This window comes from Streptomyces sp. NPDC050145, assembly GCF_044460245.1.
Taxonomy (GTDB): domain Bacteria; phylum Actinomycetota; class Actinomycetes; order Streptomycetales; family Streptomycetaceae; genus Streptomyces.
Genome location: NZ_JBITJS010000015.1, coordinates 1 through 15,722, shown reverse-complemented (window position 1 = coordinate 15,722; position 15,722 = coordinate 1). Strand labels below are relative to the sequence as shown.

Here is a 15,722-nt window from a genome sequence, read left to right as displayed (position 1 = left end):
GGTACGGCTAGTACGGCACCGTCGCGCACGTCGTCTTCGCCCAGGCCGACGGGCCGTAGCTGTTCGCCGCACGGATCTTGATGCAGATCTCGTCGCCGGAGAACGGGCCGGTGATCGTGTAGCTGGTGCCGGACGTCGAGTACGTCGTGTTCACGTTCTTCTCCGTGAACTGGCTGCCCTTGTTGACGTAGTTGATCTCGTAGCGGGTGGCCCGGGAGACCGCCGGCCAACTGGCCTTGATGGGCATCGAGCAGGCGCCGACACAGGAGTTCGTGTAGTCGAGCCGGTAGCTCGTCATCGCGGGCGGCGGCGACCCGGCGGACGTACCGCCACCCGACCCCGAACCCGAACCCGAGCCTCCGCCGGACGACCCGGAGCCCGAGGAGCCGCCGGAGGTGTCCGTGCCGCTCCCGGAGTCGGCCGCGCCGCCCGACGCGGTGCCGCCGTCCTTGTCCTGCGCCTGTTCCCCGTCGGCGCCGTCCGGGGCGGCCGTCTCGCCCTTGTCGTCCTTCTTCTTGCCCTCGTCCGCCCCGTCGTCCTTCTTCTTGCCCTTGGGCTTCGCCGACCTGGACGGGGACGCGGACACCGAGGCCGACGGGGACCCGCTCACCGTCGCGCTCGCGCTGCTCGACGGGCGCCGGGCCTGCGCGTCCCCGTCGTCGCGCACGTACGGGAGCAGCGCCATCGTGCCGCCGCCGACCGTGAGGACGACCGCGACGGGCAGCACCACGAACACCTTCCGACGCCGCTTCGGCTGCCCCTCACCTTCCTTCGCCGACTTCTTCGCCGATCTCTTTGTCGAGTTCCCCGCGCCGCCGCCCACCGTCACCGGCCCGAGCGCCGCCTCCGCGCCCGCCCGCAGCCCGACCGTCGCCCGGTCCACCGGCTCCTCGCGCAGCGGCACCGCCTCCGCGTCGAGCAGCCGCGCCGACTGCTGCGCGAGCCGCGCCACGACCTCGGCGGGCAGCCAGGCGGCCCCGCCGGCCGCCGCCGGACGCACCCGCTCCGGGTCCGCGAGCAGCTCGTCGACGCCGGGCCGCTCCTCGACCCCCTTGGCGAGACAGCGCAGGATGAGCGCGCGCAGCGCCGCGTCGTCGATCCCGGAGAGGTCCGGCTCGTCCTCCACGATCTGGAACATCACCGCGTGCCCGCTGCTGGCGCCGTGCCCGAACGGCAGCCGCCCCGTCGCCGCGTACGTGAGCACGCAGCCCAGCGTGAACACGTCGCTCTTGACCCCGGCGCTGCGCCCGCGCACCTGCTCGGGCGACATGAAACCGGGCGACCCGACGACCATCCCCGTACTGGTGAGCAGCGACTCGACGGACGCCTCGAGCGCCCGCGCGATGCCGAAGTCGATGACCTTGGTGCCGTCGACGGTCAGCATCACGTTCGACGGCTTCAGGTCGCGGTGCACGATGCCCGCGTCATGGATGTCCTTCAGGGCGTGCAGCAGCCCGTCGGCGAGCGCGTGCACGGAGTCCACGGGCAGCGGCCCGTGCCGGCGCACCACCTGTTCCAGCGAGAGGCCCGGCACGTACCCGGTGGCGACCCACGGCGGCTCGTCGTCGGGCCCCGCGTCGAGCACGGGTGCGGTGAACCGTTCGCCGACCTTGCGCGCCGCCTCGATCTCCCGCCGGAACCGGGCCCGGAAGCGCGCGTCCGACACGTGCTCCTCGTGCACGACCTTGACGGCCACGGTGCGCCCGCTGTCCGACCGCGCGAGGAACACCCGGCCCATGCCGCCCGCCCCGAGCCGCCCGAGCAGCAGATACGGGCCGATGCGCGCCGGGTCGAACACCGTGAGCGGCTTCACGCCCCCGTCGAGCTCCTCATCACGCCCGCCGCCGCCGTCATCGCCCTGATTGGTCCCGCTCATGCCGATCTGGCTCCCCCGCCTTTTGCCGCCCGGTCACGGGCGTAACGCCGTTGAGGATAAAGGTCGTTGGTGACCGGGTGAAAGCGAGGACGCGTGGGGCGAACGCGCGGTTCTGGTGAAGGGCGCGGGCGCAGACGCTTGCCTAGAGCGCACTCCACGGTCTTGGCTGGTTCGACATGAAGTACACGCAGCTCGGACGCACGGGACTCAAGGTCAGCCGGCTCGTCCTCGGCACCATGAACTTCGGTCCGCAGACCGACGAGCCGGACAGCCACGCCATCATGGACGCGGCGCTGGCCAGCGGTATCAACTACTTCGACACGGCGAACGTCTATGGGTGGGGCGAGAACAAGGGCCGCACCGAGGAGATCATCGGGACCTGGTTCGCCAACGGGGGCGGGCGGCGGGACAAGACCGTGCTCGCCACCAAGGTGTACGGGAACATGTCGGGCGACGGTGACGTCTGGCCCAACCACGACCGGCTCTCCGCGGTGAACATCCGCCGGGCCGTCGAGGCGAGCCTGCGGCGCCTGCAGACGGACCACATCGACATCTACCAGTTCCACCACATCGACCGCCGCACTCCGTTCGAGGAGATCTGGCAGGCGGTCGAGGTCCTGATCCAGCAGGGCAAGATCCTGTACGCCGGGTCGTCGAACTTCCCCGGCTACAAGATCGCGCAGGCCAACGAGACCGCCGCCCGCCGGGGCACGATGGGCCTGGTCAGCGAGCAGTGCCTGTACAACCTGGCCGAGCGGCGCGCCGAGATGGAGGTCATCCCGGCCGCGCGGGAGTACGGCCTCGGTGTCATCCCGTGGTCGCCGCTGCACGGCGGGCTGCTCGGCGGCGTCCTGAAGAAGGAGGCGGAGGGCAGCCGGCGCCGGGACGGGCGCAGCGCGAGCGCGCTGGAGAGCACGTCGATGCGCGAGAAGGTGCAGGCCTACGAGGATCTGCTGGACAAGCACGGTCTGGAGCCGGGCGAGACGGCGCTGGCCTGGCTGCTGACCCGTCCCGGGGTCACCGGGCCGATCGTCGGTCCGCGGACGACGGAGCAGCTGGAGTCGGCGCTGCGGGCGGTCGAGCTGGAGCTGGGCGAGGAGCTGCTCACGTCCCTCGACGAGATCTTCCCGGGCCCGGGGCCGTCCCCGGAGGCCTTCGCCTGGTAGTCCGGGGATCGGGGAAATCGAGGAAGGGGCGGCCGCGCGGGCTCACCTGCCGGCGGCCGCCGCGACCACCACGACGACGAACATCAGCACGAGCACACCGGCCATGATCCGGTTTCGGGTCTTCGGGTCCACGCGTCGAGCCTAACGCGGCGCGGCGAGTGGCCACGCGGCGACCTTCTCGTACCGGGGGCGCTCGCCCGGTACCCCGGACGTGGGCAGGTTGCTGCGGACGAGGGCCAGCTCGGACACCGTCCAGGCGGGCCCCTCGAACGGGTCGAGCGCCTCGGCGTACGGGCCGAAGTCGAAGGCGTGGCGGCTGCGGGCCAGGGTCAGGTGGGGGCGGTAGCGCCGGTGCTCGCCGGGCAGTCCGGCCCGGCGCCCCGCGGCTTCGGCGCGCTCGGCGAGCCGCCCGAGGGTGCTCGTGTCGCCGCTCACCCCCGCCCACAGGGCCCGCCCGCCGAACTGGCCGCCCCCGCGCAGGGCCAGCGCGAACTCCGGAGTACGAGCGGCGGCCCGCCCCAGCCGCTCCTCCAGCTCCGGCACGCTCTCCTCGGGTACCTCCCCGTAGAACGCGAGCGTGAGGTGCCACCCGTCCCGCCCGGTCCACCGCAGCCCGTCGGCATCCGGCAACCGATCGACGACGTCCCCCAACGGGCCAAGTGCGGATTCCGGCGGCAACACAGCGGCGAAGAGTCTCACGCGTCACAGTCTGGCGGATACGACGGCGCCGGGGGCGCGGGGCTGTGTCCGTTCAGCGACTCCGTCGCGGGGCGCGACAAGCGGGCCCCTGGGGGCGCACGGAGTGTGCCCTTCAGGGGCGCGGGGAACTGCGCGAGAAGCCCCACCGGGCGGCACCCGGCGACGAGATCCTCAGCCCCCGCGGCGGCGCCCCGGACCGGGTCAGGCCGCCGCCAGCTCGCGCGGGACGAACTGAAGGTGCCGCTCCCCGCGCCGGAGGTCGACCTTGAGGCGGAGGTTCGCGGCACGGGCGAGCATGAGCCCGACCCCGGCGGCCGCCACCGCGCAGATCACACCGCCGAGCATGAAGCTGACCCGCACCCCGTACTGGTCGGCGAGCCAGCCGAAGAGCGGCCCGCCAAGCGGGGTGCCACCGGTGAACACCATCATGAACAGGGACATCACCCGGCCCCGCATCTCCGGCTCCGTACCCATCTGGACCGTGGAGTTCGCGGTCACGTTGACGGTGAGGCCGAGGATGCCGAGGAGGACGATCAGCGGGGCGAAGGTCCAGACGCCGGGCGCCCACGCGGCGAGAACCTCCAGCGTGCCGAAGCCGATCGCGGCGCCGGCGAGGACCCGCAGGCGGGTGGAGCGGCGCCGGGCGGCGAGCAGCGCGCCGGCGAGGGAGCCGAGCGCCATGAGGGTGTTGAAGACTCCGTACATGCCGACGCCGCCGTGGAAGACGTCGTCGGCGTAGGCGCTGAGCCAGATCGGGAAGTTGAACCCGAAGGTGCCGACGAATCCGACGAGCACGATCGGCCAGATCAGCTCGGGGTGCCGGGAGACGTAGCGCAGGCCTTCCTTGAGCTGGCCCTTGCCGCGCGGCGCGAGCTTGGTCTCGTGCAGCTCGCTGGTGCGCATCAGCAGGAGGCCGGTGAGCGGGGCGAGGAAGGACAGGCCGTTGGCGAGGAAGGCCCAGCCGGGTCCGACGGCGGCGGTCAGGACGGAGGCGACGGCGGGGCCGATGAGCCGGGCCGACTGGAAGTTGGCGGAGTTCAGCGAGACGGCGTTGCGCACCTGGTCGGGGCCGACCATCTCGGAGACGAAGGACTGCCGGGTCGGGTTGTCGACGACGGTCACGAGTCCGGTGAAGAACGCGGCGACGTACACGTGCCAGACCTGCACCTGGCCGGACAGAGTCAGCGCGGCCAGGAAAAGGCCCGACAGGCTCATCGCGCCCTGGGTGAAGAAGAGCAGGCTGCGCTTGTTGAAGCGGTCGGCGATGACGCCGCCGTACAGGCCGAAGAGCAGCATCGGGAGGAACTGCATGGCCGTGGTGACACCGACGGCGGCGGAGGATCCCGTGAGGGAGAGCACCAGCCAGTCCTGGGTGATGCGGGCCATCCAGGTACCGGTGTTGGAGACGACGGCTCCGGTCGCGAACAGGCGGTAATTACGCACCTTGAGGCTCGCGAACATGGAGGTCTTGCGGGGGCCATCAGGGGTGCGCCTGCGCAGCAGGCTCCGCCAGGGGCGGCGGTCGGGTGACGGGCGGGCGGAGTCGTGGGCGGCTGGTGCGGGGGCGGAGTCTGCTCCGGGTCCCGTACTCAAAGTGGGTTCGCCTCCTCGGCGTCGTGGTGCTGAGCGCTACTCAGCTGTGGTCGTTCAACGTGCGGAATGCGAGTGGCGTCACAGGTGGGCGAGCTTCTCGAGGACGGGGGCGGCTTCGCGGAGCTTGGCCCAGTCCTCGTCGTCGAGTCCGGCGGCGAGGTCGGCCAGCCAGGCGTTCCGCTTGCGGCGGCTCTCCTTGAGCATGGTGTCGGCCTGCTCGGTGGAGGTGACGACCTTCTGGCGCCGGTCCTCGGGGTGCGGCTCCAGCCTGACCAGTCCCTTGGCCTCCAGGAGCGCGACGATGCGGGTCATCGACGGCGGCTGCACATGTTCCTTGCGGGCGAGTTCGCCGGGTGTGGCGGAGCCGCATCCGGCGAGGGTGCCGAGCACCGACATCTCGGTGGGGCTCAGCGACTCGTCGACCCGCTGGTGCTTGAGCCGACGGGACAGGCGCATCACGGCGGAGCGCAGGGAGTTCACGGCGGCTACGTCGTCGCCATGGGAGAGGTCCGGCATGTATTTAGCGTAACTCATTACTATGCCTAACGACCACCGGAATCACGCCACGCACCCGTGATCCACACCACGAGGCAGCCACCGGGACGGCCACCCGGCGGGCCCCCGGACGGGCCACCGCCGGGCCGCCGATCTGACGGGGCGAAACCTTACGTCACTCAAACGAGTGAGCCGCTTCCGGAAAGTGACACGCCCGGGCGGACGGCGCGGCAACCCTGTTCGTCATGGGATCGACAGTGCTCAGCCTGCGGATAGACGGTGAGCTCCTCGACCGGCTCAAGGGACACGCCGCGAAGAGAGGGATGAGCGTCCAGGACTACGTGGTCCGGACGCTGACGCGCGACGACTTCGACGAACGCTTCAAGACGGCCGTCGAGGAGACGGAACGGTTCTACGGGGCGGCCTGAGGCTCCGGAGAACCGTTCCGGCTCCGTACGGCCCTGGATCCGGCCCGGTTCCTCGCGATGTTCCGCGTCTTCCGGTGCCGGGCCGACTCGGCGAGCAGGGCGAGCACGGCCGGTGACATCGCCTCCTCGGCGAGGACGCGCTGCACCCAGTTCGTGACGCCCGCCAGCTCGTCCGCTGCCGGCACGTGACCGTCCCGGACGGACAGGCGGACCAGCCAGTCGTGGACGCGGCCACGGACGAAGGCGCCGTGCCCCTCCGCCCCGAGGCGGTCGGTCTCCGGCAGCACTCCGGCCGCCCACCGCCGGAACTCGGCGGGACCGGCCGCGTCCGGCGCGACCGCGTCGACGAGGGCGACCACCGCCGTCTTGGCGGCCATCCCGTCGAGCTCGCGCACGAGGATCGCCACGAGCGCGCGATCACGGTCGCGGTTCCCCGAGGCGGCGATCGCCGCGACGACGCGCTGGTACGCGGCCGAGCGGGCGTGCCAGCCCGCGCCGGAGCCGTCGACGTCCACGTCCAGGTCCAGGTCGTCCAGGTCCAGGTCCCGGATTCCGGCCTCCGCCAGGAGAGCGGCCACATCGGTGCGCAAGGTCATCGCCTCAGCCTCCTCCGGCGCACACCGACGGTCCAGCCAAAGAAGACCGCGGCCCCGCCCGGAAGATCCGGGCGGGGCCGCAGCGGGAGTCACAAGGCGCGTCAGGTCAGACCCAGCGCCGGCATCAGGTAGTAGAAGCCGAAGACCGCCGAGACCGCGTACATCGCGACGGGCACCTCCTTGGCGCGGCCCGCGACGACGCGGAGCACCGTGAAGGTGATGAAGCCCATGCCGATGCCGTTCGTGATCGAGTACGTGAACGGCATCATCAGCATCGTCACGAAGGCCGCGATGGCGACCGTCCAGTCGTCCCAGTCGATGGCCCGGATGCTGCCGGCCATGATCATGAAGCCGACGGCGAGCAGCGCCGGGGTGGCGGCCTGTGACGGGACCATCGTGGCGACGGGCGTGAGGAACAGCGCGGTGGCGAAGAGACCGCCGGTGACGACGTTCGCGAGGCCCGTGCGGGCGCCCTCGCCGACACCGGCGGTGGACTCCACGAAGCAGGTGGTGGCGGAGGAGGACGAGGCGCCGCCGGCGGCGACGGCGATGCCGTCGATGAACAGGACCTTGTTCATGCCCGGCATCTGACCCTTCTCGTCGGTCAGGTGCGCCTCGTCGCTGATGCCCATGATCGTGCCCATGGCGTCGAAGAAGCAGGACAGCAGCACGGTGAAGACGAAGAGGATGCCCGTGAGGACACCGACCTTGTCGAAGCCGCCGGTCAGGCTGACCTGGCCGACGAGGCCGAAGTCCGGGGTGGAGATCGGGTTGCCCGGCCACTCCGGGGTGGTCAGACCCCAGGACGGCACGTCGGCGACCGCGTTGATGATCATCGCGACGACGGTCATGGCGACGATGGAGATCAGGATGGCGCCCGGCACCTTGCGGACCAGGAGCGCCAGCGTCAGCAGCGTGCCGAGCACGAAGACGAGGACCGGCCAGCCCATGAGGTGACCGCCGACGCCGAGCTGGATCGGGACGGTGGTGTGGGCGACGTCCGGGATGCGCGAGACGAAGCCGGAGTCGACGAGACCGATCAGCATGATGAACAGGCCGATGCCGATCGCGATGCCCTTGCGCAGGCTGAGTGGCACAGCGTTCATCACGCGCTCGCGCAGACCCGTGGCGACCAGCGCCATGACGACGAAGCCCGCGAAGACGACCATGCCCATCGCGTCCGGCCACGACATGCGCGGCGCGAGCTGGAGGGCGACGACCGTGTTGACGCCGAGGCCGGCGGCGAGCGCGATCGGCACGTTGCCGATGACGCCCATGAGCAGGGTGGTGAACGCGGCGGTCAGCGCGGTCGCGGTGACCAGCTGGGCGTTGTCGAGCTGGTGCCCGTACATGTCCTTCGCGCTGCCCAGGATGATCGGGTTCAGCACGATGATGTAGGCCATCGCGAAGAAGGTGGCGAAACCACCACGGACCTCACGGACGACCGTCGAACCGCGCTCGGTGATCTTGAAGTAGCGGTCGAGACCGCTCTTCGGGGCCGGCGGCGGCTCGACGGCATCGACCTTGGGGGTGGCCGAAGTGGACATGGTTTTCCTCAGCGCTTTCAGTGGTGCGGGGGTGCCTGTTTGCCGTCATGTGCGGTGCGGCGCTGGTGTTTCCTACGAATATAAGGAGCCAGAGTCAGACCGTTTCAGTATGAACATATGAACGGGAATGCGCTATCTCCGCGCGTAGACCCTTGGCGTGACAGGGTTCCGGCCGGTCCTGTACGGGTCCTGCACGGGGTCCGTGCGGGCGCCGGGGCGGGCCTCGTAAGCTGTGCGCATGGCGAAGTGGACCCCGCAGCACGAGGCACCGGAACCCCTTGAGGGGCCCGTGGTCGCCACCATCACCGGCGGCACGATCCTCTGGTTCGTCCTCTTCCTCGTCCAGCTGCCGTTCTACGGCTGGTTCGACGACCGCGGCCACACCTGGTGGATCTGGACCTGCCTCGCCGGCGCGGGCCTCGGCCTCATCGGCATCTGGTACGTCCGGGGCCGCGACGCCGCCCTCAAGCGCGCTGCGGCGCAGAGCGCGGAAGGTGCCCCGCTCGACGGGTGAGTGCCCGGTTTCGCCCGTACCGTCGAACCCATGACCCATATCGACGCGGGCGCCGAACTCGATCCGGTGCATCCGATACCCGTCCCCGCGCGAGCGACGGGCCTCACCGCCGCCGAGGTCGCGGAGCGGACCGCCCGCGGCGAGGTCAACGACGTACCGGTGCGCAGCTCCCGCTCGCTCACCGAGATCGTCCGCGCCAACGTCTTCACCCGCTTCAACGCGATCATCGGCGTCCTGTGGATCATCATGCTGGCCGTCGCCCCGATCCAGGACAGCCTGTTCGGCTTCGTGATCATCGCCAACACCGGGATCGGCATCATCCAGGAGTGGCGGGCCAAGAAGACCCTGGACTCCCTCGCGGTGATCGGCGAGGCGAAACCCACGGTGCGGCGCGACGGGGCCGCCGTCGCCGTCTCCACCTCCGAGATCGTGCTCGGGGACCTCATCGAGATCGGGCCCGGCGACAAGATCGTCGTCGACGGCAGCTGCGCCGAGGCCGACGGCCTGGAGATCGACGAGTCGCTGCTCACCGGTGAGGCCGACCCGGTCGTCAAGAAGCCCGGCGACGAGGTCATGTCCGGGTCGTTCGTCGTCGCGGGCGGCGGCGCGTTCACCGCCACGAAGGTCGGCCGCGAGGCCTACGCGGCCCAGCTCGCCGAGGAGGCCAGCCGCTTCACCCTCGTCCACTCCGAGCTGCGCACCGGCATCTCCACCATCCTCAGGTACGTCCAGTGGATGATGATCCCCACCGCGATCGGCCTGGTCATCAGCCAGCTCGTGGTCAAGGAGCACGGCTTCAAGGACTCGATCGCCCGCACCGTCGGCGGCATCGTCCCGATGGTGCCCGAGGGGCTCGTGCTGCTGACCTCCGTGGCCTTCGCGATCGGCGTCATCCGGCTCGGCCGAAAACAGTGCCTGGTGCAGGAGCTGCCCGCCATCGAGGGGCTCGCCCGCGTCGACACGGTCTGCCTCGACAAGACCGGCACCCTCACCGAGGGCGGCATGGACGTCGCCGACCTGCGCCTGCTCGGCGGCGCCGACGATACGTACGTACGCAAGGCGCTCGGCGCGCTCGGCGAGTCCGACCCGCGGCCCAACGCTTCCCTCCAGGCCATCGTCGACGCCTACCCGGACAGCGTGGACTGGCGCTGCACGGAGGCGCTGCCGTTCTCCTCGGCCCGCAAGTACAGCGGCGCCTCCTTCAGCGAGGGCGACGGCACGGTCAGCACCTGGCTGCTCGGCGCCCCCGACGTGCTGCTGCCCCCGGCCGACCCCGCCCTGGACGAGACCGACGAGCTGAACCGGCAGGGCCTGCGGGTGCTGCTGCTCGCCAAGGTGACCCGCGACCTGGAGGACCCCGGCGTCCACGAGGGCGCCGAGCCCGCCGCCCTCGTCGTCCTGGAACAGCGGCTGCGCCCGGACGCCGCCGACACCCTGCGCTACTTCGCCGAGCAGAACGTCAAGGCGAAGGTCATCTCCGGGGACAACGCGGTGTCGGTCGGCGCCGTGGCCGGAAAGCTCGGTCTGCCCGGCGCCGAGGACACCGTCGACGCGAGGACCCTGCCCGCCGATCAGAGCGAGATGGCCGACGCCCTCGACGCCGGCACCGTCTTCGGCCGGGTCACCCCGCAGCAGAAGCGGGACATGGTCGCGGCCCTCCAGTCCCACGACCACACCGTCGCGATGACCGGCGACGGCGTGAACGACGTACTGGCCCTGAAGGACGCCGACATCGGCGTCTCGATGGGCTCGGGCTCCGAGGCGACCCGCGCGGTCGCCCAGATCGTTCTGCTCGACAACAGCTTCGCGACGCTGCCGTCGGTGGTCGCCGAGGGCCGCCGCGTCATCGGCAACATCACGCGCGTGGCGACCCTGTTCCTGGTCAAGACGGTCTACTCGGTGCTGCTCGCGCTGCTCGTGGTCTGCTTCCAGGTCGAGTACCCGTTCCTGCCCCGGCACCTGACGCTGCTGTCGACGCTGACCATCGGCGTCCCCGCGTTCTTCCTGGCGCTCGCGCCCAACAAGGAGCGGGCGAAACCGCACTTCGTGCGGCGCGTGATGCGGTACGCGATCCCGGGCGGCGTCCTCGCGGGCCTCGCCACGTTCGTGATGTACATGGTCGCCCGGCACTACTACACGGGCTCGGGCGCGCTCGGCGCGGAGACCAGCTCGGCGACGCTGACGCTGTTCCTGATCTCGATGTGGGTGCTCGCCATCATCGCCCGCCCCTACACGTGGTGGCGGGTCGCCCTGGTCGCGGCCATGGGCGGCGCGTTCCTGCTCGTCCTGGTCGTGCCGTGGCTGCAGGACTTCTTCGCGCTGAAGCTGGTCGGCTCGGTGATGCCGTGGACGGCGGTGGGGGTGGCGGCGGTGGCGGCGGCCGCCCTGGAGTTCCTGTGGAAATGGGTCGACCGCCGCTTCCCCGCCTGATTACCGCGGGGTCCTGCTCCTACTGAACGTCGACGAAGTCGCTGGTGGACGTCACGGCCGGGGTCGTGGACGTGCCCGCGAACTTGTAGCGGAAGTAGCCGTCGGCCGACGCGGTGACGGTCGTCTTCAGGGTGCCCGTCGAGGACGAGGTGATCGTCTTGACGTTGGTGTACGTGCTCGCGGTCTTGGCGCGGTACTGCAGGGTCACCGACTGGCCGGTGTAACCGGCGTACTTGCTGGTGTCCCAGTTGGCGCGGGACAGCAGGCCGGTCACCGTGATGGTGGCGCCCTTCTTGACCGGCTCCGGCGACGCGTTGGTGGTGAGCTTCGAGTACCGCTTCATGCCGAACGACTTGGCGTTCTCGCGGACCGTGTAGTCGGCGTCCTTGCCCGAGGCGATCGCCCAGACCTTCCAGGAACCGGCCGCGTAGTTGGCGAGGTCCACCGTCGGGTCGATGGAGAAGGTCAGCGTGCAGGTCGCCGTGGTGGCGCTGACCGTCGTGCAGGTGGTGGCGCCCGGGTCCTGCGTCGGCGCGGCACCGGCGTCCGAGTTGTCCAGGTCCGTGCCGTGGTACAGGACGGCGTAACCGGAGGTGTTGTCGATACCCGAGTTGTCCGTGGCCGTGAAGGTGACCTTGACCGGGACCAGGTTGCTGATGCCGGCGACGACGTCCTTGCCGCCGTTGACGACCACGTTCGAGATGGCGGTGTCGCCGTACTGCTCGTCAGCACCGGCCGAGGTGCCCGCCTCGGCGGCGGCGGCCGCGGCCTGCGGGCCGTCCGCCGCCTGCGCGACGGGCACCGTGAACGCGGTGAGGGCCAGGGCGCCGGAAACCGAGAGGGCGGCGGCGGTGGCACGAATGCGCATGTGTTCCCCATGGTGGAGAAGGGGTCCTGCGGATGGCTTCCCGCGGGACCCAAGTGATCTAGGGGTCTGTTGACCCGCAGGTGAGACCTGCGCCGGGTGGGGCGGGTTGTACGGCTTCCGCGAATTTTGCGATCACCATACAAATCCGGCCCGAGCCCTTGACCTGCCGGAAGGCCCCGCCCCGGGCCGGGGTCAGTCGAACCAGCGGTCCCGGGCCAGTTCCTCCGTGCGCGACGGATCCTCCAGGAGGGCCGCCACCTCGAAACGGCGCGGCCACTGACCCGCCGCCCAGGCGAGCCCCGCCGCCACGCCCTCCAGGGTGGCCGCGTGCACGGTGCCGTCCGGGGTGCGCCGCCAGTCGGCCTCCTGCCCGGCGACGTACAGCTCCTCGTGCTCGACGTACGTCCGCGGGGTCGCGGCCCCGAGCAGGGTGCGCACGGAGTCGGGTACGGGGTGCTCGACGCCCTCGGAGCCGGTCAGTTCACCGTCGACGGCCTCGCTCAGGCGGCGCACCTGGAACAGCTCGGCGAGCTGCGCGGCCCGGGCCGGGGCCACCGGCAGCAGGGGGCGGCCGTCGGCGAGCGGGATCAGGTCGGGGGCGTCGGCGACCAGCGCCTCGGCCGCGTCGACGACCACCACCTCGCCGTCCCGCACCGCCCGCAGGTCGTCCGGCAGGGTGACCTGCTCGGGGTCGAGACCGGCGAGCAGCCCGTACAGCGTGTGCAGTTGGGCCCCGGCCACCGGCAGGTCCGGGTCGGCGAGCCGGTCGAGGAGTTCGGCGGCGCCGCCCGGTTCGTCGAGCAGCGCGGCGGCGGAGGTGCGCACGCCGAGGGCGCGCAGCACCTGCTCGTCCTCGAACCCGGAGGCGTCGGCCTCCTCGTAGAGCCCGGCGAGCAGCGGGTCCCCGCCCGCGGCGCGCAGTCCGGCGGGGCGGCGGCCGTCGAGGACAGGGTGGCCGCGCAGCCACCACGCCGTGTACGGGCGGACGAGTTCGTGGGTGCCGTCGGGCAGCAGGACGCGGACGGGCTGGGTGAGCGCGTCGCGCAGCGGCGGCCGCGAAAGGAGCGCGAGCGCCTGCGGCCAGCGGTCCTCGTCGACCAGGTCCAGATCGCGTACGGCGACGAGTTCGGTGGCGACGGGCGGCACCGGCGAGTCGGGCAGCCGGTCGAGGGCGTCCTCGCACCACACGTCGACGGCGTCGAGCAGACCGGCGTCGTCCGGCTCGGGGAAGTCGCCCTCGCGCGGGTCGAGTTCGTCGGGGTCGAGGACGACGTCGGTGGCGCGGACCAGGGCGAACGTGGCGAGCACCCCGCAGGCGGCGAGCGGCTGTTCGCCCCAGCGCTCGGCCAGCTCGTCGTCCACGTACGGGAGTTCGCCCTCGCGCAGCACGTCGGCGATCGGGCTGCCGGGGAGCAGCAGTTCGGCGGCGGGGGCGAGTTCGCCGTCCTCGTCGGTCAGGGCGAGGGCGCCGAGCCAGGGTTCGTCGCCGACGTCGAGACCGGCGTCGCGCACGAGGGTGAGGACGACGTCGGCGAGCTCCTCCGCGCCGAGCGCCCCCTCGTCGTCCCAGGCGGGCTCGTCGTCGAGGGACGCGGCGACCGCGGCCCGCACCTGAGGCGTGGTCAGGACGGCGCGGGGCGTGGCCGGGAGCGCGCCGAGCTTCTCCAGGAGGGGGTGGGCGGCGTCGGCGTGCGCGACCTTGAGGCCGAGCCGGGCCAGCGCCTCGCCGGGCAGGGCGGCGGCGTCGGCGGCGGGGAGCAGCACCTGGCGCGGGCCGATCGTGGTGCGGCCGCCGGCCAGCGGCACGGGCAGCCCGCTGAGCCGGTCCGGGTCGACGCCGGCCAGCGACTCGTAGAGGCTGTGCCACCAGCCGGGGTCCTTCTCGAGTCCGGCCAGCCGGTCGATCGCCTCGGTCAGCGGGACGCGGGCGACGCCGAGCGTGCGCAGCTCGACGCGGCGCTCGAGGCCGGCGGGCAGCAGGCTGGGCAGCACCTCGGCGAGGACCCGCACGGTGTCGGCGCCGGCGCCCTCGACGACCTCCGCGTCGCGGGGCCGCAGCGCGGCGGGCCGGTCGTCCTCCTCGGACGCGGGCGGCAGCGCGGGCGGCAGGAACGCGACGCGGGGCAGCCGCTCCAGGAGGGCGGCGCGCAGGGCACCGTCCAGTTCGCTGCGGCCGAGCGGACCGGGCACGAGGTCGAGCACGCCGGGGCCGACGGGCTGCCACTCCCCCAGGAGTTCGGCGTACGCGTCGGCGGAGCGCTGGGTGAGGAAGTCGGTCAGCGGGCCGGGCGCGACGTGCCGCCGGGCCGTGTCCAGCGGGAACGAGGCGATGAGCAGCGCGGGCACGCCGAGGGCCTCGTCGCTGGGGGTCGGCGCGTGCAGCACGGGGGCGCTGCGCGGCTTGTCCGGGGCGCCGTCGGCGTCCACCGGGACGGCCCAGGTGACGTTCCAGTGCGGGCGCAGCCGCTCTTCGACGGGCCGGTCGGCGAGCAGCTCGGCGCCGAGGGCGCCGCTGCGCGTCACGGTCCGCCAGCGCAACTCGGCCGGGGCACGCCCGTCGTCCTCGATCACGACGTACGGGCCGTCGGCGCGGCGGCGCAGGGTGCGGGTCCCGGCGTCGGTGGTCACGGTGACCTCGGCGAGGCCCGGCAGGGCGAGCAGCAGCGTGTCGTCTACGGCGTCGAGCAGCCGCGCCGCGAGCGCCTCGGCGGCCTGGTCGCGCAGCGGCAGCACGACGACCGTGTCGTACGGCTCCGGGGCCTGACCCTCGGCCGCGAACGGCAGCCGGAGCAGGGGCACGTGGCCGTCGCGGCGGCGCAGCTCGTCGCCGAGGGCGGGGCTGTGCCGGGCGGTCTCCTGCGCGGCGATCCGCGCCTCGGCGAGCGACCAGCGCACACCACCGGTCCGGCCGAGCACGGCCGGCTCGTCCGTCACGGCGAGCACGGCGGCGAACCCGACGCCGAAGCGGCCGACGGTGCTCTCGGCACCGGCCCGCTTCGCGGAGGCCCGCAGTGTGGACAGGGACTCGACGCCGGCCGCGTCCATCGGGGCGCCGGTGTTCGCGGCGACGAGGACGCCGTCCTTGAGGGTGAGCGCGAACCGGCCCGGCGTTCCCGCGCGGGCGGCGGCGTCGGCGGCGTTCTGGGCGAGCTCCACGACGAGGCGGTCGCGGTAGCCGCCGAGAGCGAGGTCCTCCTCGGCGTTGGCGTCCTCCCGGAACCGGGCGCCGCTCGCCACCCAGGCGTCGAGCACGCCGCGGCGCAGGCGGGCGGTGCCGAAGGGATCGATGCCCTCGGGCGCGGGCCGGGCGATCTTGCTGGCGCTCACGGTGTCTCCTCTGGCCGCGCTTACCGGTCGGCCCGCACCGTATCGCGGCACATGTGAGGGGTCTTGCCGGTACATCGCCGGGTGCGCCCCGGTGGGGGCTGGTCGCGCAGTTCCCCGCGCCCCTGAAATGCAGACCCTTCGGGTCGCATTTCCCCGATGAGGCGCAGCCTCATCAGGGGCGCG

General features: G+C 72.1%; 12 protein-coding genes. 4 read left to right on the top strand and 8 right to left on the bottom strand.

What is annotated here, in order from left to right; all coding sequences use genetic code 11:
* Positions 1 to 7 precede the first annotated feature (7 nt).
* Positions 8 to 1,876 (bottom strand): protein kinase, encoded by a 1,869-nt coding sequence (locus ACIBTU_RS27770; RefSeq protein ID WP_399129222.1) that lies wholly within the window; start codon positions 1,874 to 1,876, stop codon positions 8 to 10.
* A gap of 176 nt (positions 1,877 to 2,052) precedes the next feature.
* Here ACIBTU_RS27770 and ACIBTU_RS27765 point away from each other — a divergent pair, with 176 nt between their 5' ends.
* Positions 2,053 to 3,042 carry an aldo/keto reductase gene (locus ACIBTU_RS27765; protein WP_399129221.1) on the top strand — a complete coding sequence of 330 codons (990 nt, stop codon included), beginning with the start codon at positions 2,053 to 2,055 and terminating at the stop codon, positions 3,040 to 3,042.
* Positions 3,043 to 3,183: 141 nt separating this feature from the next.
* On the opposite strand, the gene thpR is transcribed toward ACIBTU_RS27765, so the two are convergent.
* From thpR to ACIBTU_RS27750, 3 genes are all read right to left on the bottom strand, one after another.
* A complete protein-coding gene (thpR, locus tag ACIBTU_RS27760) occupies positions 3,184 to 3,741 on the bottom strand; it encodes an RNA 2',3'-cyclic phosphodiesterase (protein ID WP_399129219.1) in 558 nt (185 codons plus the stop codon).
* A 201-nt stretch (positions 3,742 to 3,942) separates the two neighbouring features.
* Positions 3,943 to 5,334, bottom strand: a complete 1,392-nt coding sequence (locus ACIBTU_RS27755) for an MFS transporter (protein WP_399129217.1) — start codon at positions 5,332 to 5,334, stop codon at positions 3,943 to 3,945.
* Between the two features lie 78 nt (positions 5,335 to 5,412).
* Positions 5,413 to 5,850: a MarR family winged helix-turn-helix transcriptional regulator gene (locus tag ACIBTU_RS27750; RefSeq protein WP_399129216.1), complete on the bottom strand. Its 438-nt coding sequence runs from the start codon at positions 5,848 to 5,850 to the stop codon at positions 5,413 to 5,415.
* A 224-nt stretch (positions 5,851 to 6,074) separates the two neighbouring features.
* Here ACIBTU_RS27750 and ACIBTU_RS27745 point away from each other — a divergent pair, with 224 nt between their 5' ends.
* Positions 6,075 to 6,257, top strand: coding sequence for a ribbon-helix-helix protein, CopG family (locus ACIBTU_RS27745; protein ID WP_188337616.1), 183 nt, complete (start codon positions 6,075 to 6,077; stop codon positions 6,255 to 6,257).
* Here the strand turns inward: ACIBTU_RS27745 and ACIBTU_RS27740 are convergent.
* Complete coding sequence (locus tag ACIBTU_RS27740; RefSeq protein ID WP_399129214.1) at positions 6,242 to 6,853, bottom strand: hypothetical protein; 612 nt, start codon at positions 6,851 to 6,853, stop codon at positions 6,242 to 6,244. The two genes, ACIBTU_RS27745 and ACIBTU_RS27740, sit on opposite strands and share 16 nt — an antisense overlap.
* Positions 6,854 to 6,954: 101 nt before the next feature.
* Positions 6,955 to 8,400, bottom strand: a complete 1,446-nt coding sequence (locus tag ACIBTU_RS27735) for an NCS2 family permease (protein WP_399129213.1) — start codon at positions 8,398 to 8,400, stop codon at positions 6,955 to 6,957.
* A 238-nt stretch (positions 8,401 to 8,638) separates the two neighbouring features.
* Here ACIBTU_RS27735 and ACIBTU_RS27730 point away from each other — a divergent pair, with 238 nt between their 5' ends.
* Both ACIBTU_RS27730 and ACIBTU_RS27725 read left to right on the top strand, forming a co-directional pair.
* Positions 8,639 to 8,914 carry a DUF2530 domain-containing protein gene (locus tag ACIBTU_RS27730; RefSeq protein WP_188337619.1) on the top strand — a complete coding sequence of 92 codons (276 nt, stop codon included), beginning with the start codon at positions 8,639 to 8,641 and terminating at the stop codon, positions 8,912 to 8,914.
* Positions 8,915 to 8,944: 30 nt separating this feature from the next.
* Positions 8,945 to 11,344 (top strand): HAD-IC family P-type ATPase, encoded by a 2,400-nt coding sequence (locus ACIBTU_RS27725; RefSeq protein ID WP_399129212.1) that lies wholly within the window; start codon positions 8,945 to 8,947, stop codon positions 11,342 to 11,344.
* Between the two features lie 19 nt (positions 11,345 to 11,363).
* Here ACIBTU_RS27725 and ACIBTU_RS27720 read toward each other — a convergent pair whose 3' ends face one another.
* Positions 11,364 to 12,212: a DUF5707 domain-containing protein gene (locus ACIBTU_RS27720; RefSeq protein WP_399129211.1), complete on the bottom strand. Its 849-nt coding sequence runs from the start codon at positions 12,210 to 12,212 to the stop codon at positions 11,364 to 11,366.
* Between the two features lie 192 nt (positions 12,213 to 12,404).
* Positions 12,405 to 15,539, bottom strand: a complete 3,135-nt coding sequence (locus ACIBTU_RS27715) for a sacsin N-terminal ATP-binding-like domain-containing protein (RefSeq protein ID WP_399129209.1) — start codon at positions 15,537 to 15,539, stop codon at positions 12,405 to 12,407.
* Positions 15,540 to 15,722: the final 183 nt, after the last annotated feature.